The 17,053-nt window shown below is 71.1% G+C and carries 18 protein-coding genes; 9 read left to right on the forward strand and 9 right to left on the reverse strand.

Annotated elements, in window-relative coordinates:
* The first annotated feature begins 17 nt into the window (after positions 1-17).
* The 5 genes from ABEA10_RS14245 (at position 18) to modA (ending at position 4,133) form a co-directional block, all read left to right on the forward strand.
* Positions 18-884 carry a 1,4-dihydroxy-2-naphthoate polyprenyltransferase gene (locus tag ABEA10_RS14245; RefSeq protein ID WP_345463016.1) on the forward strand — a complete coding sequence of 289 codons (867 nt, stop codon included), beginning with the start codon at positions 18-20 and terminating at the stop codon, positions 882-884.
* 144 nt (positions 885-1,028) lie between these two features.
* Positions 1,029-1,412, forward strand: a complete 384-nt coding sequence (locus ABEA10_RS14250) for a TOBE domain-containing protein (protein WP_329256824.1) — start codon at positions 1,029-1,031, stop codon at positions 1,410-1,412.
* A 19-nt stretch (positions 1,413-1,431) separates the two neighbouring features.
* Positions 1,432-2,208, forward strand: coding sequence for a molybdate ABC transporter permease subunit (gene modB / locus ABEA10_RS14255; RefSeq protein WP_329256821.1), 777 nt, complete (start codon positions 1,432-1,434; stop codon positions 2,206-2,208).
* The gene (locus tag ABEA10_RS14260) at positions 2,205-3,233 is read left to right on the forward strand and encodes an ABC transporter ATP-binding protein (protein WP_345463028.1); all 1,029 of its coding nucleotides are present in this window, start codon (positions 2,205-2,207) and stop codon (positions 3,231-3,233) included. The genes modB and ABEA10_RS14260 overlap by 4 nt, the downstream gene beginning before the upstream one ends.
* A 150-nt stretch (positions 3,234-3,383) precedes the next feature.
* Positions 3,384-4,133 (forward strand): molybdate ABC transporter substrate-binding protein, encoded by a 750-nt coding sequence (gene modA, locus ABEA10_RS14265; RefSeq protein ID WP_345463031.1) that lies wholly within the window; start codon positions 3,384-3,386, stop codon positions 4,131-4,133.
* Positions 4,134-4,145: 12 nt separating this feature from the next.
* On the opposite strand, the gene ABEA10_RS14270 is transcribed toward modA, so the two are convergent.
* Both ABEA10_RS14270 and ABEA10_RS14275 read right to left on the reverse strand, forming a co-directional pair.
* Positions 4,146-4,640: a MarR family winged helix-turn-helix transcriptional regulator gene (locus ABEA10_RS14270; RefSeq protein ID WP_345463033.1), complete on the reverse strand. Its 495-nt coding sequence runs from the start codon at positions 4,638-4,640 to the stop codon at positions 4,146-4,148.
* 50 nt (positions 4,641-4,690) lie between these two features.
* Positions 4,691-6,058 carry an MFS transporter gene (locus ABEA10_RS14275; RefSeq protein WP_345463036.1) on the reverse strand — a complete coding sequence of 456 codons (1,368 nt, stop codon included), beginning with the start codon at positions 6,056-6,058 and terminating at the stop codon, positions 4,691-4,693.
* Between the two features lie 272 nt (positions 6,059-6,330).
* On the opposite strand from ABEA10_RS14275, the gene ABEA10_RS14280 reads away from it, so the two are divergent.
* Complete coding sequence (locus ABEA10_RS14280; RefSeq protein ID WP_345463039.1) at positions 6,331-7,074, forward strand: hypothetical protein; 744 nt, start codon at positions 6,331-6,333, stop codon at positions 7,072-7,074.
* An 84-nt stretch (positions 7,075-7,158) separates the two neighbouring features.
* A complete protein-coding gene (locus tag ABEA10_RS14285; protein WP_345463042.1) occupies positions 7,159-7,644 on the forward strand; it encodes a hypothetical protein in 486 nt (161 codons plus the stop codon).
* 168 nt (positions 7,645-7,812) lie between these two features.
* Here ABEA10_RS14285 and ABEA10_RS14290 read toward each other — a convergent pair whose 3' ends face one another.
* Positions 7,813-8,520, reverse strand: a complete 708-nt coding sequence (locus ABEA10_RS14290) for an SDR family oxidoreductase (RefSeq protein WP_345463045.1) — start codon at positions 8,518-8,520, stop codon at positions 7,813-7,815.
* A gap of 133 nt (positions 8,521-8,653) precedes the next feature.
* Here ABEA10_RS14290 and ABEA10_RS14295 point away from each other — a divergent pair, with 133 nt between their 5' ends.
* On the forward strand, positions 8,654-9,253 hold the full coding sequence (locus ABEA10_RS14295; protein WP_345463048.1) for a TetR/AcrR family transcriptional regulator: 600 nt from the start codon (positions 8,654-8,656) through the stop codon (positions 9,251-9,253).
* A 78-nt stretch (positions 9,254-9,331) separates the two neighbouring features.
* Here the strand turns inward: ABEA10_RS14295 and dapB are convergent, their stop codons facing one another.
* The 6 genes from dapB to ABEA10_RS14325 all read right to left on the reverse strand — a co-directional run bounded on the left by dapB (position 9,332) and on the right by ABEA10_RS14325 (position 16,150).
* Positions 9,332-10,072 carry a 4-hydroxy-tetrahydrodipicolinate reductase gene (dapB, locus tag ABEA10_RS14300; RefSeq protein WP_345463051.1) on the reverse strand — a complete coding sequence of 247 codons (741 nt, stop codon included), beginning with the start codon at positions 10,070-10,072 and terminating at the stop codon, positions 9,332-9,334.
* Positions 10,073-10,469: 397 nt separating this feature from the next.
* The gene (locus ABEA10_RS14305; protein WP_345463054.1) at positions 10,470-11,798 is read right to left on the reverse strand and encodes a M16 family metallopeptidase; all 1,329 of its coding nucleotides are present in this window, start codon (positions 11,796-11,798) and stop codon (positions 10,470-10,472) included.
* Positions 11,795-14,143, reverse strand: coding sequence for a polyribonucleotide nucleotidyltransferase (locus ABEA10_RS14310; protein ID WP_345463057.1), 2,349 nt, complete (start codon positions 14,141-14,143; stop codon positions 11,795-11,797). The genes ABEA10_RS14305 and ABEA10_RS14310 overlap by 4 nt, the downstream gene beginning before the upstream one ends.
* Positions 14,144-14,367: 224 nt before the next feature.
* The gene (gene rpsO, locus ABEA10_RS14315) at positions 14,368-14,637 is read right to left on the reverse strand and encodes a 30S ribosomal protein S15 (protein ID WP_285580821.1); all 270 of its coding nucleotides are present in this window, start codon (positions 14,635-14,637) and stop codon (positions 14,368-14,370) included.
* Between the two features lie 216 nt (positions 14,638-14,853).
* On the reverse strand, positions 14,854-15,822 hold the full coding sequence (locus ABEA10_RS14320; RefSeq protein ID WP_345463061.1) for a bifunctional riboflavin kinase/FAD synthetase: 969 nt from the start codon (positions 15,820-15,822) through the stop codon (positions 14,854-14,856).
* Between the two features lie 160 nt (positions 15,823-15,982).
* Positions 15,983-16,150 (reverse strand): hypothetical protein, encoded by a 168-nt coding sequence (locus ABEA10_RS14325; RefSeq protein WP_329256779.1) that lies wholly within the window; start codon positions 16,148-16,150, stop codon positions 15,983-15,985.
* A 79-nt stretch (positions 16,151-16,229) separates the two neighbouring features.
* Here ABEA10_RS14325 and ABEA10_RS14330 point away from each other — a divergent pair, with 79 nt between their 5' ends.
* Positions 16,230-16,766, forward strand: a complete 537-nt coding sequence (locus ABEA10_RS14330) for a CGNR zinc finger domain-containing protein (protein WP_345463063.1) — start codon at positions 16,230-16,232, stop codon at positions 16,764-16,766.
* The last annotated feature ends 287 nt before the right edge of the window (positions 16,767-17,053 follow it).

The following is a 17,053-nucleotide window of genomic DNA, read 5'->3' on the forward strand; positions in this document are numbered from 1 at the left end:
GCCGGTAGCGTGCGGTAGTGGCCTCCTTCCCCCAGTGGGTCGCCGGAGCCCGGCCCCGCACCCTCCCCAACTCGATCGTTCCCGTACTGGTCGGCACCGGTCTCGCGATCGGCTTCGGCGGCGCGATCTGGTGGCGCGCCGTGGTCGCGCTGCTGGTGTCGATGCTGCTGCAGATCGGTGTGAACTACGCCAACGACTACAGCGACGGCATCCGCGGCACCGACGAAGAACGCGTCGGGCCGATGCGGCTGGTCGGCTCCAAGGTCGCGCCGCCCCGGCAGGTCCTCGCGGCGGCGGGCGCCTGCTTCCTGCTCGCGGCGGTGGCGGGCCTGGCGCTGACGGTGGTCACCACCTGGTGGCTGCTGCTGATCGGCGTGGCGGCGATCGCGGCGGCCTGGTTCTACACCGGGGGTTCGCGACCGTACGGCTACCGGGCGCTGGGCGAGATCTCGGTGTTCGTGTTCTTCGGGGTCGTGTCGGTCGTCGGCACCGCGTACGTCCAGCTCGAGGGCCTGCCGTGGGCCGTGTGGGTCGCCTCCGTGCCGGTGGGGCTGCTGTCGTGCTCGATGCTCGTGGTGAACAACCTGCGCGACATCCCGACCGACCGGGAGGCCGGCAAGCGCACGCTCGCGGTGGTCCTCGGCGACGGGCGCACGCGCCTGCTGTACGCCGGATGCGCGGTCGTGGCGCTCTGCTGCGTGCCGGTGGTCGCCGCGGTGCACCCGTGGGCGATGCTGGCGCTGCTGTCGGCGCTGTGGGCGATCTCCCCGGTACGGCGCGTCCTGCGCGGCGCGTCGGGGCCGGAGCTCATCGCGGTGCTCGGCGAGACGGGCCGGTTGCAGATCGTCTTCGGCGTCCTGTTCGCCATCGGCCTCGCCGTCTGACACGAGACCCGAGCGACTCCGGTAGCTGGGCGGCGTCTTCGTTCGCCTCCGTCGCATCTGCCAGCTTTCGTGCCCGTTGACGCCCGCATCATCCTGGCGTTTCGGTGAAGATTCTCCCTTTCTGCGAGGGATATACTCTCGCGGGTGACGGTGTTCCGGATCAGTGAGGTCGCGTCTTTGCTCGATGTCAGCCCGGACACCGTCCGGCGCTGGGTCGATTCGGGCCGGTTGGCGGCCGAGCGCGACGAACACGGGCACCGGATCGTTTCAGGGGCGGATCTGGCGGCCTTCGTCCGCTCGCCCGCCGCGGCCGAGACCGCCTTCTCCTCCGCGCGCAACCGGATGCGCGGCATCGTCACCGACGTCGTACGCGACGGCGTGATGGCGAAGGTGGAGATCCAGGCGGGGCCGTACCGCGTCGTGTCCCTGATGAGCCGGGAGGCCGCGGACGATCTCGGGCTCGAACCGGGCGTCGTCGCGGTCGCCGTCGTCAAGTCCACCAACGTCGTCGTGGAGCGCGCCGAATGACGATCGGCGGGATACGGCCGTGAACCGCCGGGCGCCCTGGGCGCTCGTCCTGCCGGCGCTCGTCGCGCTCGCCTTCCTGGTGCTACCCGTCGCGGGACTGCTGGTCCGCGCGCCCTGGTCCACCCTCGGCACGCGGCTCGCCCAGCCGGAGATCCTCGACGCGCTGCGGCTATCGGTCGTGTGCGCCACGCTCGCGACGGTGGTCTGCCTGTTCCTCGGGGTGCCGCTCGCGTGGGTGCTCGCCCGCGTGTCCTTCCCGGGCCGCCGTCTGGTCCGGGCGCTGGTGACCGTGCCGCTCGTGCTGCCCCCGGTCGTCGGCGGTGTGGCGCTGCTGCTGGCCCTCGGGCGCAACGGGCTCGTCGGCCAGTGGCTGTACCGCTGGTTCGGTGTGAGCCTGCCGTTCACCACCGCCGGGGTCGTCGTGGCCGAGGCGTTCGTCGCGCTGCCGTTCCTGGTGATCAGCGTGGAGGGGGCGCTGCGCGCCGCCGACCTGCGGTACGAGGACGCGGCGGCGACCCTGGGCGCCTCGCGCTGGACGACGTTCCGGCGGGTCACGCTGCCGCTGATCGCACCCGGCATCGGGGCGGGGGCGGTGCTGTGCTGGGCCCGCGCGCTGGGTGAGTTCGGGGCCACGATCACCTTCGCCGGCAACTTCCCGGGGCGTACGCAGACCATGCCCCTCGCCGTGTACCTCGCGCTGGAGAACGACCCGCAGGCCGCGATCGTGCTGAGCCTCGTGCTCCTCGCGGTGTCCGTGGTGGTCCTCGCCGGACTGCGAGGGCGGTGGACGTCGTGATCGACGCACACATCGTCGTACGGCGGCCGGCGTTCACCCTCGACATCGCGCTGGAGGTGGCCGAGGGCGAGGTGGTGGCGCTGCTCGGGCCGAACGGCGCGGGCAAGAGCACCACGCTGCGCGCCCTCGCCGGGCTCCTCCCCCTGTCGGAGGGGCACATCCGCGTCGGTGGCGAGGAGTGGCGTCACCGGCCGGCGGACGAGCGCCCGGTCGGCATGGTGTTCCAGGACTACCTGCTCTTCCCTCACCTCACCGCACTGGACAACGTGGCGTTCGGGCCGCGCTGCCAGGGCGTGCGCAGAAGCGAGGCGCGCCGGCTCGCCGCCGAGTGGCTCTCGCGGGTAGGTCTCGCCGAGCACGCCGGCCGGCGTCCCCGTACGCTCTCCGGCGGCCAGGCGCAACGGGTCGCGCTCGCCCGCGCCCTCGCCGTACGGCCCCGGCTGCTCCTGCTGGACGAGCCGCTGTCCGCGCTCGACGTCGACACGCGGCGGGAGATCCGGGCCGGGCTGCGCCGCCATCTCGCGGAGTTCGACGGTGCGTCGCTGCTCGTCACCCACGACCCGCTCGACGCGATGGCGCTCGCCGACCGGCTCGTCGTGGTCGAGGACGGCCGCGTCGTCCAGGAGGGCGCGCCCGCGCACATCGCGCGCCATCCCCGTACGGACTATGTCGCCCGCCTCGTCGGCCTGAACCTCTACCGCGGCGTCGCCGAGGGCCACGACGTGAAGCTGGAGCGGCTGACGCTTTCGGTCGCCGAGTCGCTGGGGGGCGAGGTGTTCCTGGCGTTCCCGCCGTCGGCGGTGGCGCTGTTCCGCCGGAGGCCGGAGGGCAGCCCACGCAACCTGTGGGAGGCCACGGTCGGCGGCATCGAGCCGTACGGCGACCAGGTCCGCGTGCACCTCGAAGGACCGCTGCCGGCCGCCGCGGACATCACTCCGGCCGCGCTCGCCGAACTCGGTCTGGCCGAAGGCGGACCCGTGTGGGCCGCGGTCAAGGCCGCGGAGACCCACGCGTACCCTGCGTGACGGCGGCTCCAACGACGGGCCGAGGGAGACGGCGGCGGCCGCGCGAGTGCCGGAAGTCACGGCACGCACCCCGCGACGGTCCGAGGGCATGGCACTCACCCATGACGGCCCGCGGCGGCTCTTGTCCCGCAACGGCCTAAGATCGCGCCCATGCCGTATTTCACGCGTCTCGCCTCCATTGTCGCGGTGACCGTGGCTCTGGGCGGATGCGGCATCGCCTCCGGGGACACACGGTTCACCCTGAAGGTGCTGGCCGCGTCGTCGCTCACCGACGCGTTCGGCGAGCTCGGCACCGCCTACCAGGAGGCGAACCGGCACGTGACACACGTGCAGTTCGAGTTCACCGGCTCGCAGGAGGCCGCCGGGAACATCGACGACGGTGAGCACGCCGACGTGCTGGCCACCGCCGACAGCGCCTCGATGGACATCGCCGCCGACGAGGTCACCGACCGCCGCCCCTTCGCGTACGGGACGATGACGATCGCGGTCGCGCCCGGCGATCCGAAGCACGTACACGGGCTGTCCGACCTCGCCGATCCGAGACTGCGGGTGGTGCTGGGCGGCCCGATCGTCCCCGTCGGGCGCTACGCCACTCAGGTCCTGGCGAAGGCAGGGGTGCAGGTACGGCCGTCGTCGGAGGAGGCCGACGCGCGGACGGTGCTGACCCGGATCCGCACCGGGGCCGCCGACGCCGGCATCGTGTACGTGACGGACATGCGGTCGGCGGGCGTGTCTGCCAGCAGCGTGCCCATCCCGGCCCTCCAGAACGTCACGGCCACCTACTTCGCCGCCGCCGTCCGGCGGAGCGGCCACGGCGACGCCGCCAAGGAGTTCGTGGCCTGGCTGAGCTCGTCCACGGCAAGGACGATCATGCGCAAGTACGGCTTCATCACCGGCTGAGCCGGCCCTGGTTCAGGAGCGGGCGGCGCCGGGTTCGTCGGCGAGGGCGTCCACCGCCTCGGCCAGGTTGCGCAGGCCGGGGAGCGCCTCGGCCAGGACGTGCTGGTGGCGGTCGTCCAGTGCGCCGAGGGCCGCCTGGAGGATCGCGGTGTTGGTCGCCTTCCAGCTCTCCACGGCCTGCCGTCCGGCCGGAGTCGGGCTCAGCGCGACGGCGCGGGCGTCGTCGGCGGCGTTCGTCCGTACGACGAGACCGCGGGTATGGAGCGCGTTGACCAGTGTGGTGACGGAGTTGGCGGCGAGCATCAGCCGGCGCGCGATCCGGCCGGGGCGGATGCCCGGCTCGTCGGCCACGCACGCCAGCACCTCGAGCTGGGCGACCGAGAGCGGGTTGGCCGGGTCGGCGGCGCGGGCGGCACGGCGCATGGCGCGACGGAGTCGCGCGACGGTGTCGGCGAGGAGGACGCCGGTGTCCTCCGACGTGCGACCCGCCCGAAGATCGTTGGCCATGCCGTCTATTGTCCCCCAAAACGGCAGGATAAGTAGGCGCAGCCGGACGTTCATGCCGGGGGTTCTCCGGGAGTCCGAGCGACGAGGCCGGTGGCGGTCGCGACGACGGCGACGGCGGCCAGTGCGACGAAGGCGAGCCGGGCCCCTTCCCCGGCGGTGTGCAGGACGAGGGTCACGATGGCGATGCCGAGGGCGGTGCCGATGCCGCGGGTCATGTTCACCATCCCGCCGGCGGTCGCCGACAGGCGGCGCGGGACGGCGGCCATGACCGCGGCGTTGTTGGCGGGAATGAACAGCCCGAGCCCGAGGCCCAGGAGGAACAGGCCCCACCCGGAGATGTCCAGGCAGAGCAGGGCCGACGCGGCCGTGGCGACGGCCCCGCCGAGCACGCAGCGGCTCCGGTTGCCGAGACGCCGTGGCAGGAGGCGGTCGGCGGCGAGCGCGGCGAGGGCGAACCCGGCCGGCAGGGTGGTGAGCACGAGCCCGGCGTACGTCGCGCCCCGGGCCGCGAGCACCTGCGGCACCAGCGCCAGCGGTCCGAACAGGACGAGGTAGCCGCACATCGCCCCGGCCAGGCCCGCCGAGATCGCGGGGGTGCGCAACAGGGCGAGGTCGACCAGCGGGCTCGCCGCGCGGCGCCCCCGTACGCCGAAGGCCGCCGTCGTCACCACCGCCACGGCCGCGAGCGCCGCGATCGCCGCCCCCGGCAGGCCGAGGCCGGAGGCACCGGAGATGGCCAGCAGGGCGGCGGTGCTCGCGGCGGCGATGAGGAGCAACCCCGGCCAGTCGAACCGCGCGGCCTCGGTACGCTCGCGCGTGCGGGGCAGCAGGTACCGCCCGACGACCAGAGCGGCGCATCCGACCGGGACGTTCACCCAGAAGACCCATCGCCAGCCGGCCGAACCGACCAGCAGCCCGCCGGCGGTCGGCCCGAGCGCGAGCCCGAGGGCCTGGGCGGCGGCCTGCATGCCGAGCGCGGCGCGCATCCTGGCACGGGGCACGCTCGTGACGACCAGCGCGACGCTGTTGGCCTGGAGCATGGCCGCACCCGCCGCCTGCAGGACCCGGAAGCCGATGAGCGACCCGAGCGTCGGCGCGAGGCCGCACGCCGCGGAGGCCAGGGTGAAGACCAGGAAGCCGTAGAGGTAGACGAGCTTGCGCCCGACCGCGTCCGCGAGCCGGCCGGCCCCGGCGAGCAGCCCGACGAGCGCGAGCAGGTAGGCGAGCGAGACCCACTGCGCGGCGGCCAGGGAGGCGTGGAAGTCGCGCTGGAGCGCGGGGAAGGCCAGCGTGACGATGCTGGCGTCGAGCTGCCCCATGAACGCGCCGACGCAGACGGATCCGACCGCGAACCAGGGGGCGTAGGGGTGTTCCCGAACCGCTCGCGGACGTGCGGGTTCGACGAGCAACCGCGTCATCAATCCAGGTCTCCACGCTCTGCGTCGAAGATAGTTCTGTTAGAGAAGTATAAATGTCGGCGTTTGTCCGCCTGAGGGCGGGCCACGCCGCGGTCCCGCCCCGAGCGAGTCGGGTACGACTCCCCGAGCGCGCGCCAGGAGGTGGGGGCGGCGACCGAGCCTTCCTCGAATCCATGGTCGGGATGTGTTCGCGACGTGACGGCGGGTCGCAGTGCGTGGAAGCCCTCAGGGCGGGACAATGCACACCGCAGCGACACTTCCCCCCTTACGGAGTGCACCCTTTGGGCCTCGCCGACCTTGAAAACGTCGACCTCGTGACGGGAGAGCCCGGCGGCGACCAGGGCCTTTGGATCCTGTCGGAGGACTGGCCACCGGAGCGCGAGGCGCTCGACCACGTACAGCTCCTGATCAAGCTGGCCCACGTCCGCGCGCACGCGGAGCGGCTCGAAGGGCAGGGGCAGCGCTGCACGATCCTGTTGCACAGCGCCGGAGAGCCGCCGTCGAGCGTGCTGCGGTTCCTGCGCGAACGCGACATCGCGGCGATGACCCTCGGCCCCTCCGGGCCGCGCCCGGCGGCGGGGCGCCCGGCGCGGTACCCGAACCTGCACGACGGGTCGCCGGACCTCGACTCGTTGCAGGCCGCGAACGCCGCGAGCTTCGCCGCCGAGCACGGGCTCGACGGATCGATCGACTCACTCGTGCTGCTCGACGACGCGCTGGAGGAACGCCGCCGCGTCCAGGGACTGCTTCCCGGCGACGTGGACACGGACTTCTCCGACGGCGACCTCGCCGTGCTGGCCGGAGCGTACGCGGGCGAGGTGCTCCGCCACCACACGCGCGAGGCGATGTGGTGGCTGGGGCCGCCCGGCCGGTCCGGCCCGCTGCACATGCGCGCCGGCCTCGGCCTGGGGTCGCGGGTCGACACGCTCGGACGGGTGCGGCGCTACCTGCAGTACGGCTCCGGTGAGTCGGTGCACACCCTGGTGGCGGATCTGGCCACCCGTCTGGCCCACTGACTTTCCGAATACAGATTGCGATCATCTCATCGCTCTCCGTATGTTTAAGGGCACCTAAACCCCGACCATCACTGGGAGTCGATAATGCTCGCGTCACCCTCACTCGAGGAGCGTGTCTCGACCGTGGAGGACACCGTCAAGGACATCGTCACGTCGCTTCCCCTCCCGGACTCCACGGCCAGAAGGCTCCAGGCCGACGTGATCCTCCTTCGCCAGGAGACCGCGTCACTCCGGCGAGACGTCGTCGACCTCGCCGTGGACACGCACGAGATCCGGGAGACCTTGAAGGAGCAAAGCGCCACCCTCCAGCGCCACGACACGATGCTCACCGAGCACGGCCGGATGCTGAAGGAGCACGGCCGGATGCTGAAGGAACACGGCGAAACACTCAAGGAGCACGGCGAAACACTCAAGGAACACGGCGAAACACTCAAGGAACACGGCCAGACGCTCAAAGAGCACAGCCGGGACCTCAGCGAGATCAAGACGACCCTGCGAGACCACGGCGAGATCCTGAAGGAGCTGGCCACCACGCTCAAGGTCGTGGTGACGAAACTCGACGAGCGTTAGCCATCGGCCCGTGTCGCCCGGCTTCGGCCGGGCGACACAGCCGGCGACGCGTCGCGCATGCCGCCCGTAGCCCTAATACCGCCCCGCGAAAGCTCATGGAGGGGCCACGCTGCCGACACAGGCGCTCCGCACGGGACCGCCGTCGAGCACGGAGGGGCCCGTCGCCGCTCAGCGCGACGCGAGCTGCGGGTAGAGCAGCTCCAGGTCCCCTGACAGGCCTGTCTTGATCTGCCTGCTCACCTCGTCGGCGACGATCTCCTCACGGCCCTCCTCCAGGGCCTTCAGGGCGATCCGGGCGATGTCGGCCGGATCCGTCTTCGGGACGTCGAGCATGCGGGTCATGTCCGTGTCCATGTAGCCGACGTGGAGTGCGCTCACCGTAGTGCCCTGGGGCCGCAGTGCCAGTCGCAGGGCATTGGTCACCGACCAGGCGGCCGACTTGGCCGCGGAGTAGGCGGCGGCGCCCGGGAACGTGTGCCAGGACAGCACGGACAGCACGTTGAGGACCTGGCCCCCGCCGTTGCGGGCGAGCACCGGCGCGAACTCTCGCGTCACGCCGAGCGTGCCGAGCACGTGAGTTTCGTACTCCCGGCGAAAGTCCGCGAAGTCGCCCTCCATGACAGAGGCGCCGGTGTTGGAGCCCGCGTTGTTGATCAGCACGGTGACGTCCTGAGCCTGCCGGGCCGCGGCACGCACGGAGTCCGGGTCGGTCACATCCAAGGCGATGGGGACCGCACCCTCAGCGGTCACCCGCCTCGGATCCCGGGCGGCCGCATAGACCTTTCTCGCGCCGTTCTCCAGCAGGGCGCGGACGAAGCGGTCACCGAGGCCGCGGTTCCCTCCAGTGACCAGTGCGACGGAGTCGTGAACGTTCATGAGGTGACCTCCACCTGGAATGGGCTCGGGGCGTGTCGCGTCGACACGGCGTATAAAACCGATCGGTTTCCTAGCTCCTGACTGTAAACCGATCGGTTTTAGATGTCGAACGCAGCGCAGTAATCTCAGTCACATGACCGCATCACGGACCGGCGCCCGGACAGTTCCGGGAGAGGCAACCCGCGCTCGCCTGCTCGACGCCGCGGCCACGCTCTTCTACCGGGAGGGGACCTCCGTCGGGATCCAGGCGCTCGCGAAGGCCGCGGGCGTCTCCAAGCGCTCGATGTACGAGCTGTTCGCGAGCAAGGACGAGCTGCTGACCGCGGCCCTGAAGCACCGCACGCCGAGCCTGCTCGACCGCTTTCTACCGTCGCCCGACAGCCCCGACCGGCCGCGCGAGCGCATTCTGTACGTCTTCGAGCGGCTGGAGGAGGCCGCCGCGCAACCCGGCTACCGCGGTTGCCCGTTCCTGGCCGTGCAGGTCGAGCTGAAGGACGTCGACCATCCAGCGAGCCGCGCGGCCTCCGCGGCCAAGGACCGCATGCGCGACTTCTTCCGCGACGAGGCCGAGCGCGCGGGCGCCCTCGATCCCGACACTCTGGCCAGGCAGTTGGTCATGCTCTACGACGGGGCCGTGGCTCGGGCGGGCGCGGCGGGCGAGCACCTGGACGGGCTCTCCCTCACCACCGCCGCCACCCTGGTGGACGCGGCGGTCGACAAACGGGCAGCGTGACCCTGTTACGAACGTCCGCGGAGCAGCACTGACCCACGATCTGGAAGAACCAGCGGGTCGAGCATCGCCTTCGTACGGTCAGCCGAGGCCCAGCAGGGACTCCAGGCCGACGGTGAGTCCCGGAAGTTCGCCGACGCGGCGGACGCCCAGGAGCACTCCCGGGCTGAACGACTCGCGGCTCAGCGAGTCGTGGCGGATCGTCAGGGTCTCGCCGTGGCCGCCGAGCAGCACCTCCTGGTGTGCGATCAGGCCGGCGAGGCGTACGGCGTGCACACGGACGCCCCCGACGTCGGCGCCGCGGGCTCCGTCGAGGGCGGTCGTGGTCGCGTCCGGCGAGCGTCCGACGCCGGCCTTCTCACGTGCGGCGTTCGCGAGTTCGGCGGTACGGCGGGCGGTGCCGCTGGGCGCGTCGGCCTTGTTCGGATGGTGCAGCTCGACGATCTCCACCGAGTCGAAGAACGGGGCGGCCTTCTGGGCGAAGTGCATCATCAGCACCGCACCGACGGCGAAGTTGGGGGCGATCAGCGAGTTGACCCCGGGGTGGGCGGCGAGCCAGCCACGCACGGTGTCGAGCCTGCCCTCGTCGAACCCGGTCGTTCCCACGACGGTGTGCACGCCGTGCTCGACGCACCAGCGCAGGTTGTCCATGACCGCATCGGGATGCGTGAAGTCGATGGCGACCTCCGCGGACACGAGCGGATCCCGCGCGTCGCCGACGTCCACGGCGGCCACGAGTTCCAGATCCTCCGCCGCCTCGACCGCCCGGCACAGCTCGGCACCCACACGCCCGCGCGCACCCAGCACCCCGACCTTGATCATCTGTTCCCTCTCGCTCGTTCTGGCGCAGCGCCGAGCCTATCGCCCACGACCGCGTCTCCGCCGATCCGGAAACAACGACGAACATCCCGTCGGCGGACGACCGGGCCGCCGTACCCCATCGCCCCGACCTGCACTCCCGCTCCGAGGAACGCCACCAGGCGCCGCATCGGCACGTACCGTGGGCGCGGTCGAGACGCGTTCGCCCTCGCTGGGCAAGGCACGAGGCCTGCCCAGCGAGGGCGATGGGAGCGGCCCGGCTCGGCCGGCGAGTGTCCGGCGGTGCGTCGTCAAGCGGCGCCCCAGAGGGCGCCTCGACGCGTTGCCGTCGGGTCGTCGGCCGAGCCCGGACTGGCTTCCCTGTCACGATGGGACGGCGGGCGCTTTGCGGCGGCCCGGCTCACAGCGTGAAGTCGCGGTCTCCGAACGGACCGATGACGGTCAGTGTCATCGGGCGGCCGAGGACCTCCGCGCCGATCGCGCGGACGTCGTCGAGCGTCACCGCCTCGATCCGGCCGAGGATATCATCGACCGACAGCAGGCTCTCGTACACGAGCTCGCTCTTGCCGATGCGGCTCATCCGCGACCCGGTGTCCTCCAGGCCGAGGACGAAGGAGCCGCGCAGCTGTCCCTTGCCGCGCTCCAGCTCGTCCTCGGTGATGCCCTCGGCGGCCACCTTGGCGACCTCGTCGCGGCAGATGGCCAGGACCTCGTCCACCTTGGCCGGGAGGCAGCCCGCGTACACGCCGAACGTGCCCGTGTCCGCGTACTGGGAGTTGTAGCTGTACACGGAGTACGCCAGCCCGCGCTTCTCCCGGATCTCCTGGAACAGACGCGACGACATCCCGCCGCCCAGGGCGGCGTTCAGCACGCCCAGGGCGAAGCGACGCTCGTCCGTACGGGTGATGCCGACCGTGCCGAGGATCAGGTTGGCCTGCTCGGTCGGCCGGTCGATCGATTGGACGCCGGGGTTGGTCGCGGCGCCCGGCCCCTCGGTGCGCGGTGGGTTCGGCCCGCGGCCGACGTCGCCCAGGCGGGAAGCGAACGCCTCCGACACCAGGCGGACGACCTCGTCGTGGTCGAGGTTGCCGGCCGCGGCGACGACGAGGTTCGGCGCGACGTAACGTCCCCGGTAGTACGCGGCGATGCGCTCACGGGGCAGGCCACTGATCGACTCGACGGTGCCGAGGATCGGGCGGCCGAGCGGCACGTCGCCGAACAGCGCCGCGGCGAACTCGTCGTGCACCGCGTCCGTCGGGTCGTCGTCGTGCATGGCGATCTCTTCGAGGATCACCCCGCGTTCGGCCTCGACGTCCTGATCCTCGATCAGCGACGAGGTGACCATGTCGGAGACGACGTCGATGGCGAGCGGCAGGTCGGAGTCGAGCACCCGCGCGTAGTAGCAGGTGTACTCCTTGGCGGTGAAGGCGTTCATCTCACCGCCCACCGCGTCCATCAGCGACGACATCTCCAGCGCGGTGCGCTTTGGCGTGCCCTTGAACAGCAGGTGCTCCAGGAAGTGCGACGCGCCGGCCTCTTCGGGCGACTCGTCGCGTGACCCGACACCCGCCCAGATGCCGAAGGCGACCGAACGGACGGTCGGCATCGTCTCGGTGACGATGCGCAGGCCGCCCGGCAGGACGGTACGCCGCACCACCCCGGCACCGTCGGTGCCGGGGTGGACGGTGTGCGTCGAGCCGGGCTCCTGCTCGCGCGCGGTGATCGTCATGAGTTGCGGTCGCTGCCGTCCCCGCGGCTCTCGCCACGGCTGCCGCCACTGCGGGTGCGCCGGCGGCGCGGACGCTCGCCGTCGCTGCGGCTCTCGCGCCGCTCCTGCGGCTGACCGTCGCCCGAGGACTCGGCATCCGGGGCGTCCGAGCCGCCCTCGCCCGCGGCCGCCGCCTCCTGCTCGATCACCTCGACCGGCACCAGCGACAGCTTGCCGCGGGAGTCGATCTCGGTGACCTCGACCTGGACCTTCTCACCGACCTTGATGACGTCGTCGATGTTCTCGATCCGGGCGCCGCCGTGCAGCTTGCGGATCTGGGAGATGTGCAGCAGGCCGTCCTTGCCGGGCAGCAGCGACACGAACGCGCCGAACGTCGTGGTCTTGACGACCGTGCCGAGGTAGCGCTCGCCGACCTCCGGCATGTGCGGGTTGGCGATCGAGTTGATCGCCTGCCGCGCCGCCTCCGCGGACGGGCCGTCGGTGGCGCCGACGTAGATCGTGCCGTCGTCCTCGATGGTGATCTCGGCGCCCGTGTCGTCCTGGATGGAGTTGATCATCTTGCCCTTGGGGCCGATGACCTCGCCGATCTTGTCCACCGGGACCTTGATCGTGATGATGCGCGGAGCGTTCGGGCTCATCTCGCCGGGGGCCTCGATGGCCTCCTGCATCACGTCGAGGATGGCGAGGCGGGCGCCCTTGGCCTGCTTGAGCGCGCCGGCCAGGACGCTGGCCGGGATGCCGTCGAGCTTGGTGTCGAGCTGGAGCGCCGTGATCAGGTCACGGGTGCCGGCGACCTTGAAGTCCATGTCGCCGAACGCGTCCTCGGCGCCGAGGATGTCGGTCAGCGTGACGTACTCGTCGCCCTCGCCGATGAGGCCCATGGCGATGCCGGCCACCATCTGCTTCAGCGGCACGCCCGCGGACAGCAGCGACATCGTGCTGGCGCAGACCGAGCCCATCGAGGTGGAGCCGTTGGAGCCGACGGCCTCCGACACCTGCCGGATGGCGTACGGGAACTCCTCGCGCGTCGGCAGCACCGGGATCAGCGCCCGCTCGGCGAGCGCGCCGTGGCCGATCTCGCGGCGCTTCGGCGAGCCGACGCGGCCGGTCTCACCGGTGGAGTACGGCGGGAAGTTGTAGTTGTGCATGTAGCGCTTGGTGCGCTCGGGGTTGAGCGTGTCGATCATCTGCTCCATGCGGAGCATGTTCAGCGTCGTCACGCCGAGGATCTGGGTCTCGCCGCGCTCGAACAGCGCCGAGCCGTGCACCCGCGGCACCACGCCGACCTCGGCGGTGAGCTGGCGGATGTCCTTGACCCCGCGGCCGTCGATGCGGATCTTCTCGGAGATGACCCGCTCGCGCACGAGCTTCTTGGTCAGCGCGCGGAACGCGGCGCTGATCTCCTTCTCGCGCTCCTCGAAGTCGGGGCCGACCTTCTCGACGGCGAGCGCCTTGACCCGGTCGAGCTCGCTCTCGCGCTCCTGCTTGGCCGCGATGGTCAGCGCCTGGGCGAGCTCGGAGCGTACGGCGGCCTCGACGGCGGCGAACACGTCGTCCTGGTAGTCCAGGAAGATCGGGTAGTCGGCCGTCTCCTTGGCCGCCTGGGAGGCGAGCTGGCTCTGCGCCTGGCAGAGCACCTTGATGAACGGCTTGGCGGCCTCGAGGCCCTCGGCCACGGCCTCCTCGGTCGGGGCGGCGGCGCCGTCGGCGACCAGGCCCAGCGTGCGCGGGGTCGACTCGGCCTCGACCATCATGATCGCGACGTCGCCGTCCTCGAGCACCCGGCCGGCCACGACCATGTCGAAGGTCGCGCGTTCCAGCTCGGTGTGCGTCGGAAAGGCCACCCACTGGCCCTCGATCAGGGCGACGCGCACGCCGCCGATCGGGCCGGAGAACGGCAGGCCCGCGAGTTGCGTGGACATCGACGCGGCATTGATCGCGACGACGTCGTACAGGTGCTCGGGGTTGAGTGCCAGGATCGTCTCGACGACCTGGATCTCGTTGCGCAGGCCCTTCTTGAACGACGGGCGCAGCGGCCGGTCGATCAGCCGGCAGGTGAGGATCGCGTCCTCGCTCGGCCGGCCCTCGCGGCGGAAGAACGAGCCGGGGATGCGCCCGGCGGCGTACATCCGCTCCTCGACGTCGACCGTGAGCGGGAAGAAGTCGAGGTTGTCCTTCGGCTTCTTGGACGCGGTGGTGGCGGACAGGACCATGGTGTCGTCGTCGAGGTAGACGACGGCGGAACCGGCCGCCTGGCGGGCGAGCCGCCCGGTTTCGAATCGGACCGTGCGTTGGCCGAAAGCGCCGTTGTCGATAACGGCTTCGGCGATCTTCACACCTTCCACGATGTGAACCCTCCTTGGGAATCAGTGGAGGCCCGCCTCCGGTTCCCCGGTGGTGCGACTCTCTGTGGAGAGGTGCCGGTCTTCGATCGAAGCCGTCGGATCCGCCCGGTTCCGATGGCCACTACCGAGGACCGGCCCCCGACGCACGCGGGGCGGCGGTCACGGGCTCCTTCAGTTGTACGAATACGAAGAGAGGGAGCGGCGGAGGCCGCTCCCTCTGACCGCTATCGGCGAAGGCCGAGCCGCTCGATGAGCTGACGGTAGCGGTTGATGTCCTTCTTCTGCAGGTACTGCAGAAGGCGACGGCGCCGGCCGACCATCAGCAGCAGACCACGACGGGAGTGGTGGTCGTGCTTGTGGGTCTTCAGGTGCTCGGTGAGCTCATTGATGCGCTTGGTGAGCACGGCCACCTGGACCTCGGGCGACCCGGTGTCGCCTTCGGACGTGGCGTACTCTTCCATGATCTTCTTTTTGGCGGCGGTGTCGAGCGACACGGCTCTCCTTCTCTAGCGGGTACGCCGATATCAAGTCGAAACACTCGGAAACCATGCGTACCCACAGTCATCCGAGTGGGTGGGCGTTCACGCCCCGCGCGGGCAGCCGACTACTGCCGGTCACTTCCCAGCGGCAAATCACGGTACCACGTGAAACCTGGAGGCCCGTTAACGATTGAACACCCTGTCATGGCGGAGTGTTCCCGTGAACCGGCCCTACTCGCGGGTGAGTTCGCGAGCCCGGTCGACGTCGCGGCGCATCTGCTCGATCAGCGCCTCGACCGTGTCGAACTTGAGGGTGTCGCGCAGCCGCGCGGTGAAGTCGACGCCGACGTGCGCGCCGTACAGGTCGAGATCGTCGCGGTCGAGGGCGTACGCCTCGACGGTGCGCTCGCCGCCCTCGAACGTCGGGTTGACGCCGATGGAGATCGCGGCCGGCCAGCGGGCGTCCGGATGGCCCGCGGACCGGTCGCCCTGCAGCTCGGCGTAGCCGGGGCAGTTGAGGTAGCCGGCGTAGACGCCGTCGCGCGGGATGGCGGTGTGCGGCAGGCTCTCCAGGTTGGCGGTGGGAAACCCGAGGTCACGGCCGCGCTGCGCCCCGCGTACGACGATGCCCTCCACACGGTGCGGGCGGCCCAGCAGCCGCGTGGCGCCCTCGACGTCGCCCTCGGCGAGGTGCTCGCGGACCAGGGTCGAGGAGATCGGCCGGCCGTCGGCGACGAGCGGCACTCCCTCGGCCTCGAAGTCGTACTTGCCGCCCAGCTCCTGGAGCAGCGCGACGTCGCCCTTGGCCTTGTGCCCGAACCGGAAGTCCTCCCCCACCACGACGCGGACGGCGTGCAACCGGTCGACCAGGACCGACTGGACGAACTCGTCCGGGCCCATGCGGGACAGCTCGAGGGTGAAGGGCAGCACCATCACCGCGTCCGCGCCCAGCTCACCGAGGATTTCGGCGCGCCGCTTCGGTGTGCACAGCAGCGGCGGATGCGTCCCCGGCCGTACGACCTCGTCGGGATGCGGATCGAACGTGATCACCACGGCGGGCGAGCCCAGCTCGCGGGCGAGCTCCGCGGTGCGGTCGACGAGCCGCTGGTGCCCGCGGTGCACACCGTCGAAAACGCCGATGGTGACGACCGACCTGCCCCAGTCTGCGGGCACGTCGTCGAGGCCATGCCAACGTCGCACTGTCCACCCCTTCTCGCGGTGCTCCTAGGGCCCGTCTCAAAGCGCCGCTGTCCTACCGCGCACCGCTCGCCACGGACGGGGACTTCGAGACACGCCCTAGCGTGCCATGGGTGGGGCACCGGGGGTGACATCGGGCCGGTTCCGGCGACGTCGCGCCGCGTCAGCGCCCCGGACGAAGGGTCTCGGCGACGCCGTAGCGCAGGAGGCTGACGCGCACCTCACCGCAGGCGCACCGCGTGTAGGTCACCAGGCCCTCGGAGGTGGCGTGCCGGGAGAGGACCTCGTACGGCTCGGACTCAGGCCAGGCACAGACAGGGCACTCGGTCACCGGATTCCGCCAATGCGATCGCTGTAATGATTAATATGATGATAACGCTTACACCTCGATCGTCGGGCAGGATGGGGCGATGCGGGTCACCGGCTACAAAAGTCACGGCGTCGGCGCCGCGGCCGCTCTGGTCAACGCCGTGACGAGTGCTGAGGGGGCCGGCACCGACGACGCGCTGCGCGGCGTGCTGGCGGACCACGGCTTCTTCGTGGCGGACTTCACCCCGGACACCGCGGCGCGCCTGCGCCCCTGGGCACGTACGCTCCGGGCGGTCTTCGAGGCGGAGACGCTGGACCGGGCGGTGGAGCTGCTGAACGCCCTGCTCGCGGACGTGCCCATGCACCCCCACCTCGCCGACCACGACGAGCGCGGCCTGCACCTGCACTACGCGCCGCCGCAGGTCGAGCTGGCGCACCGGTTCCGCGCGACCACGCTGATGAACCTCTCGGAGCTGGTCTGCGACCACGGCATCGACCGGATCGGGGTCTGTGCCGCCGCCGGCTGCGACCACGTCTACGCCGACGACTCGCGCGGCGGGCGACGGAGGTTCTGCTCCGACGCCTGCGCGAACCGCACCAACGTCGCCGCCTACCGCGCCCGCCGCCGCGAACAGTGAGACGGTCTCCCCGGGCATGCCTCAACGCCCCGCCGTCCCGCTGAGCGGCGACTTCGAGACAGGCGCTGGGGCGTGTCTCAAAGTCCCCGTCCGTAGCGAGCGGCGTCCAGGCGTCGCGTCGCAAGGCGGAGGAGGGAGTCAGCCCGGGTTTGGCCGGCGACCGACGACAACGCGGCGGGGCGGCGTCTGGACGCCGCGTAGTAGGACAGCGGGGCTTCGAGACGCGCCCTAGCTTGAGTTTTAACGTCTGGGTCGGGTGAGGGGACCCAGTTGATCATGAGTGAAGC

It is taken from the genome of Actinoallomurus oryzae (assembly GCF_039541955.1).
Lineage (GTDB): Bacteria > Actinomycetota > Actinomycetes > Streptosporangiales > Streptosporangiaceae > Actinoallomurus > Actinoallomurus oryzae.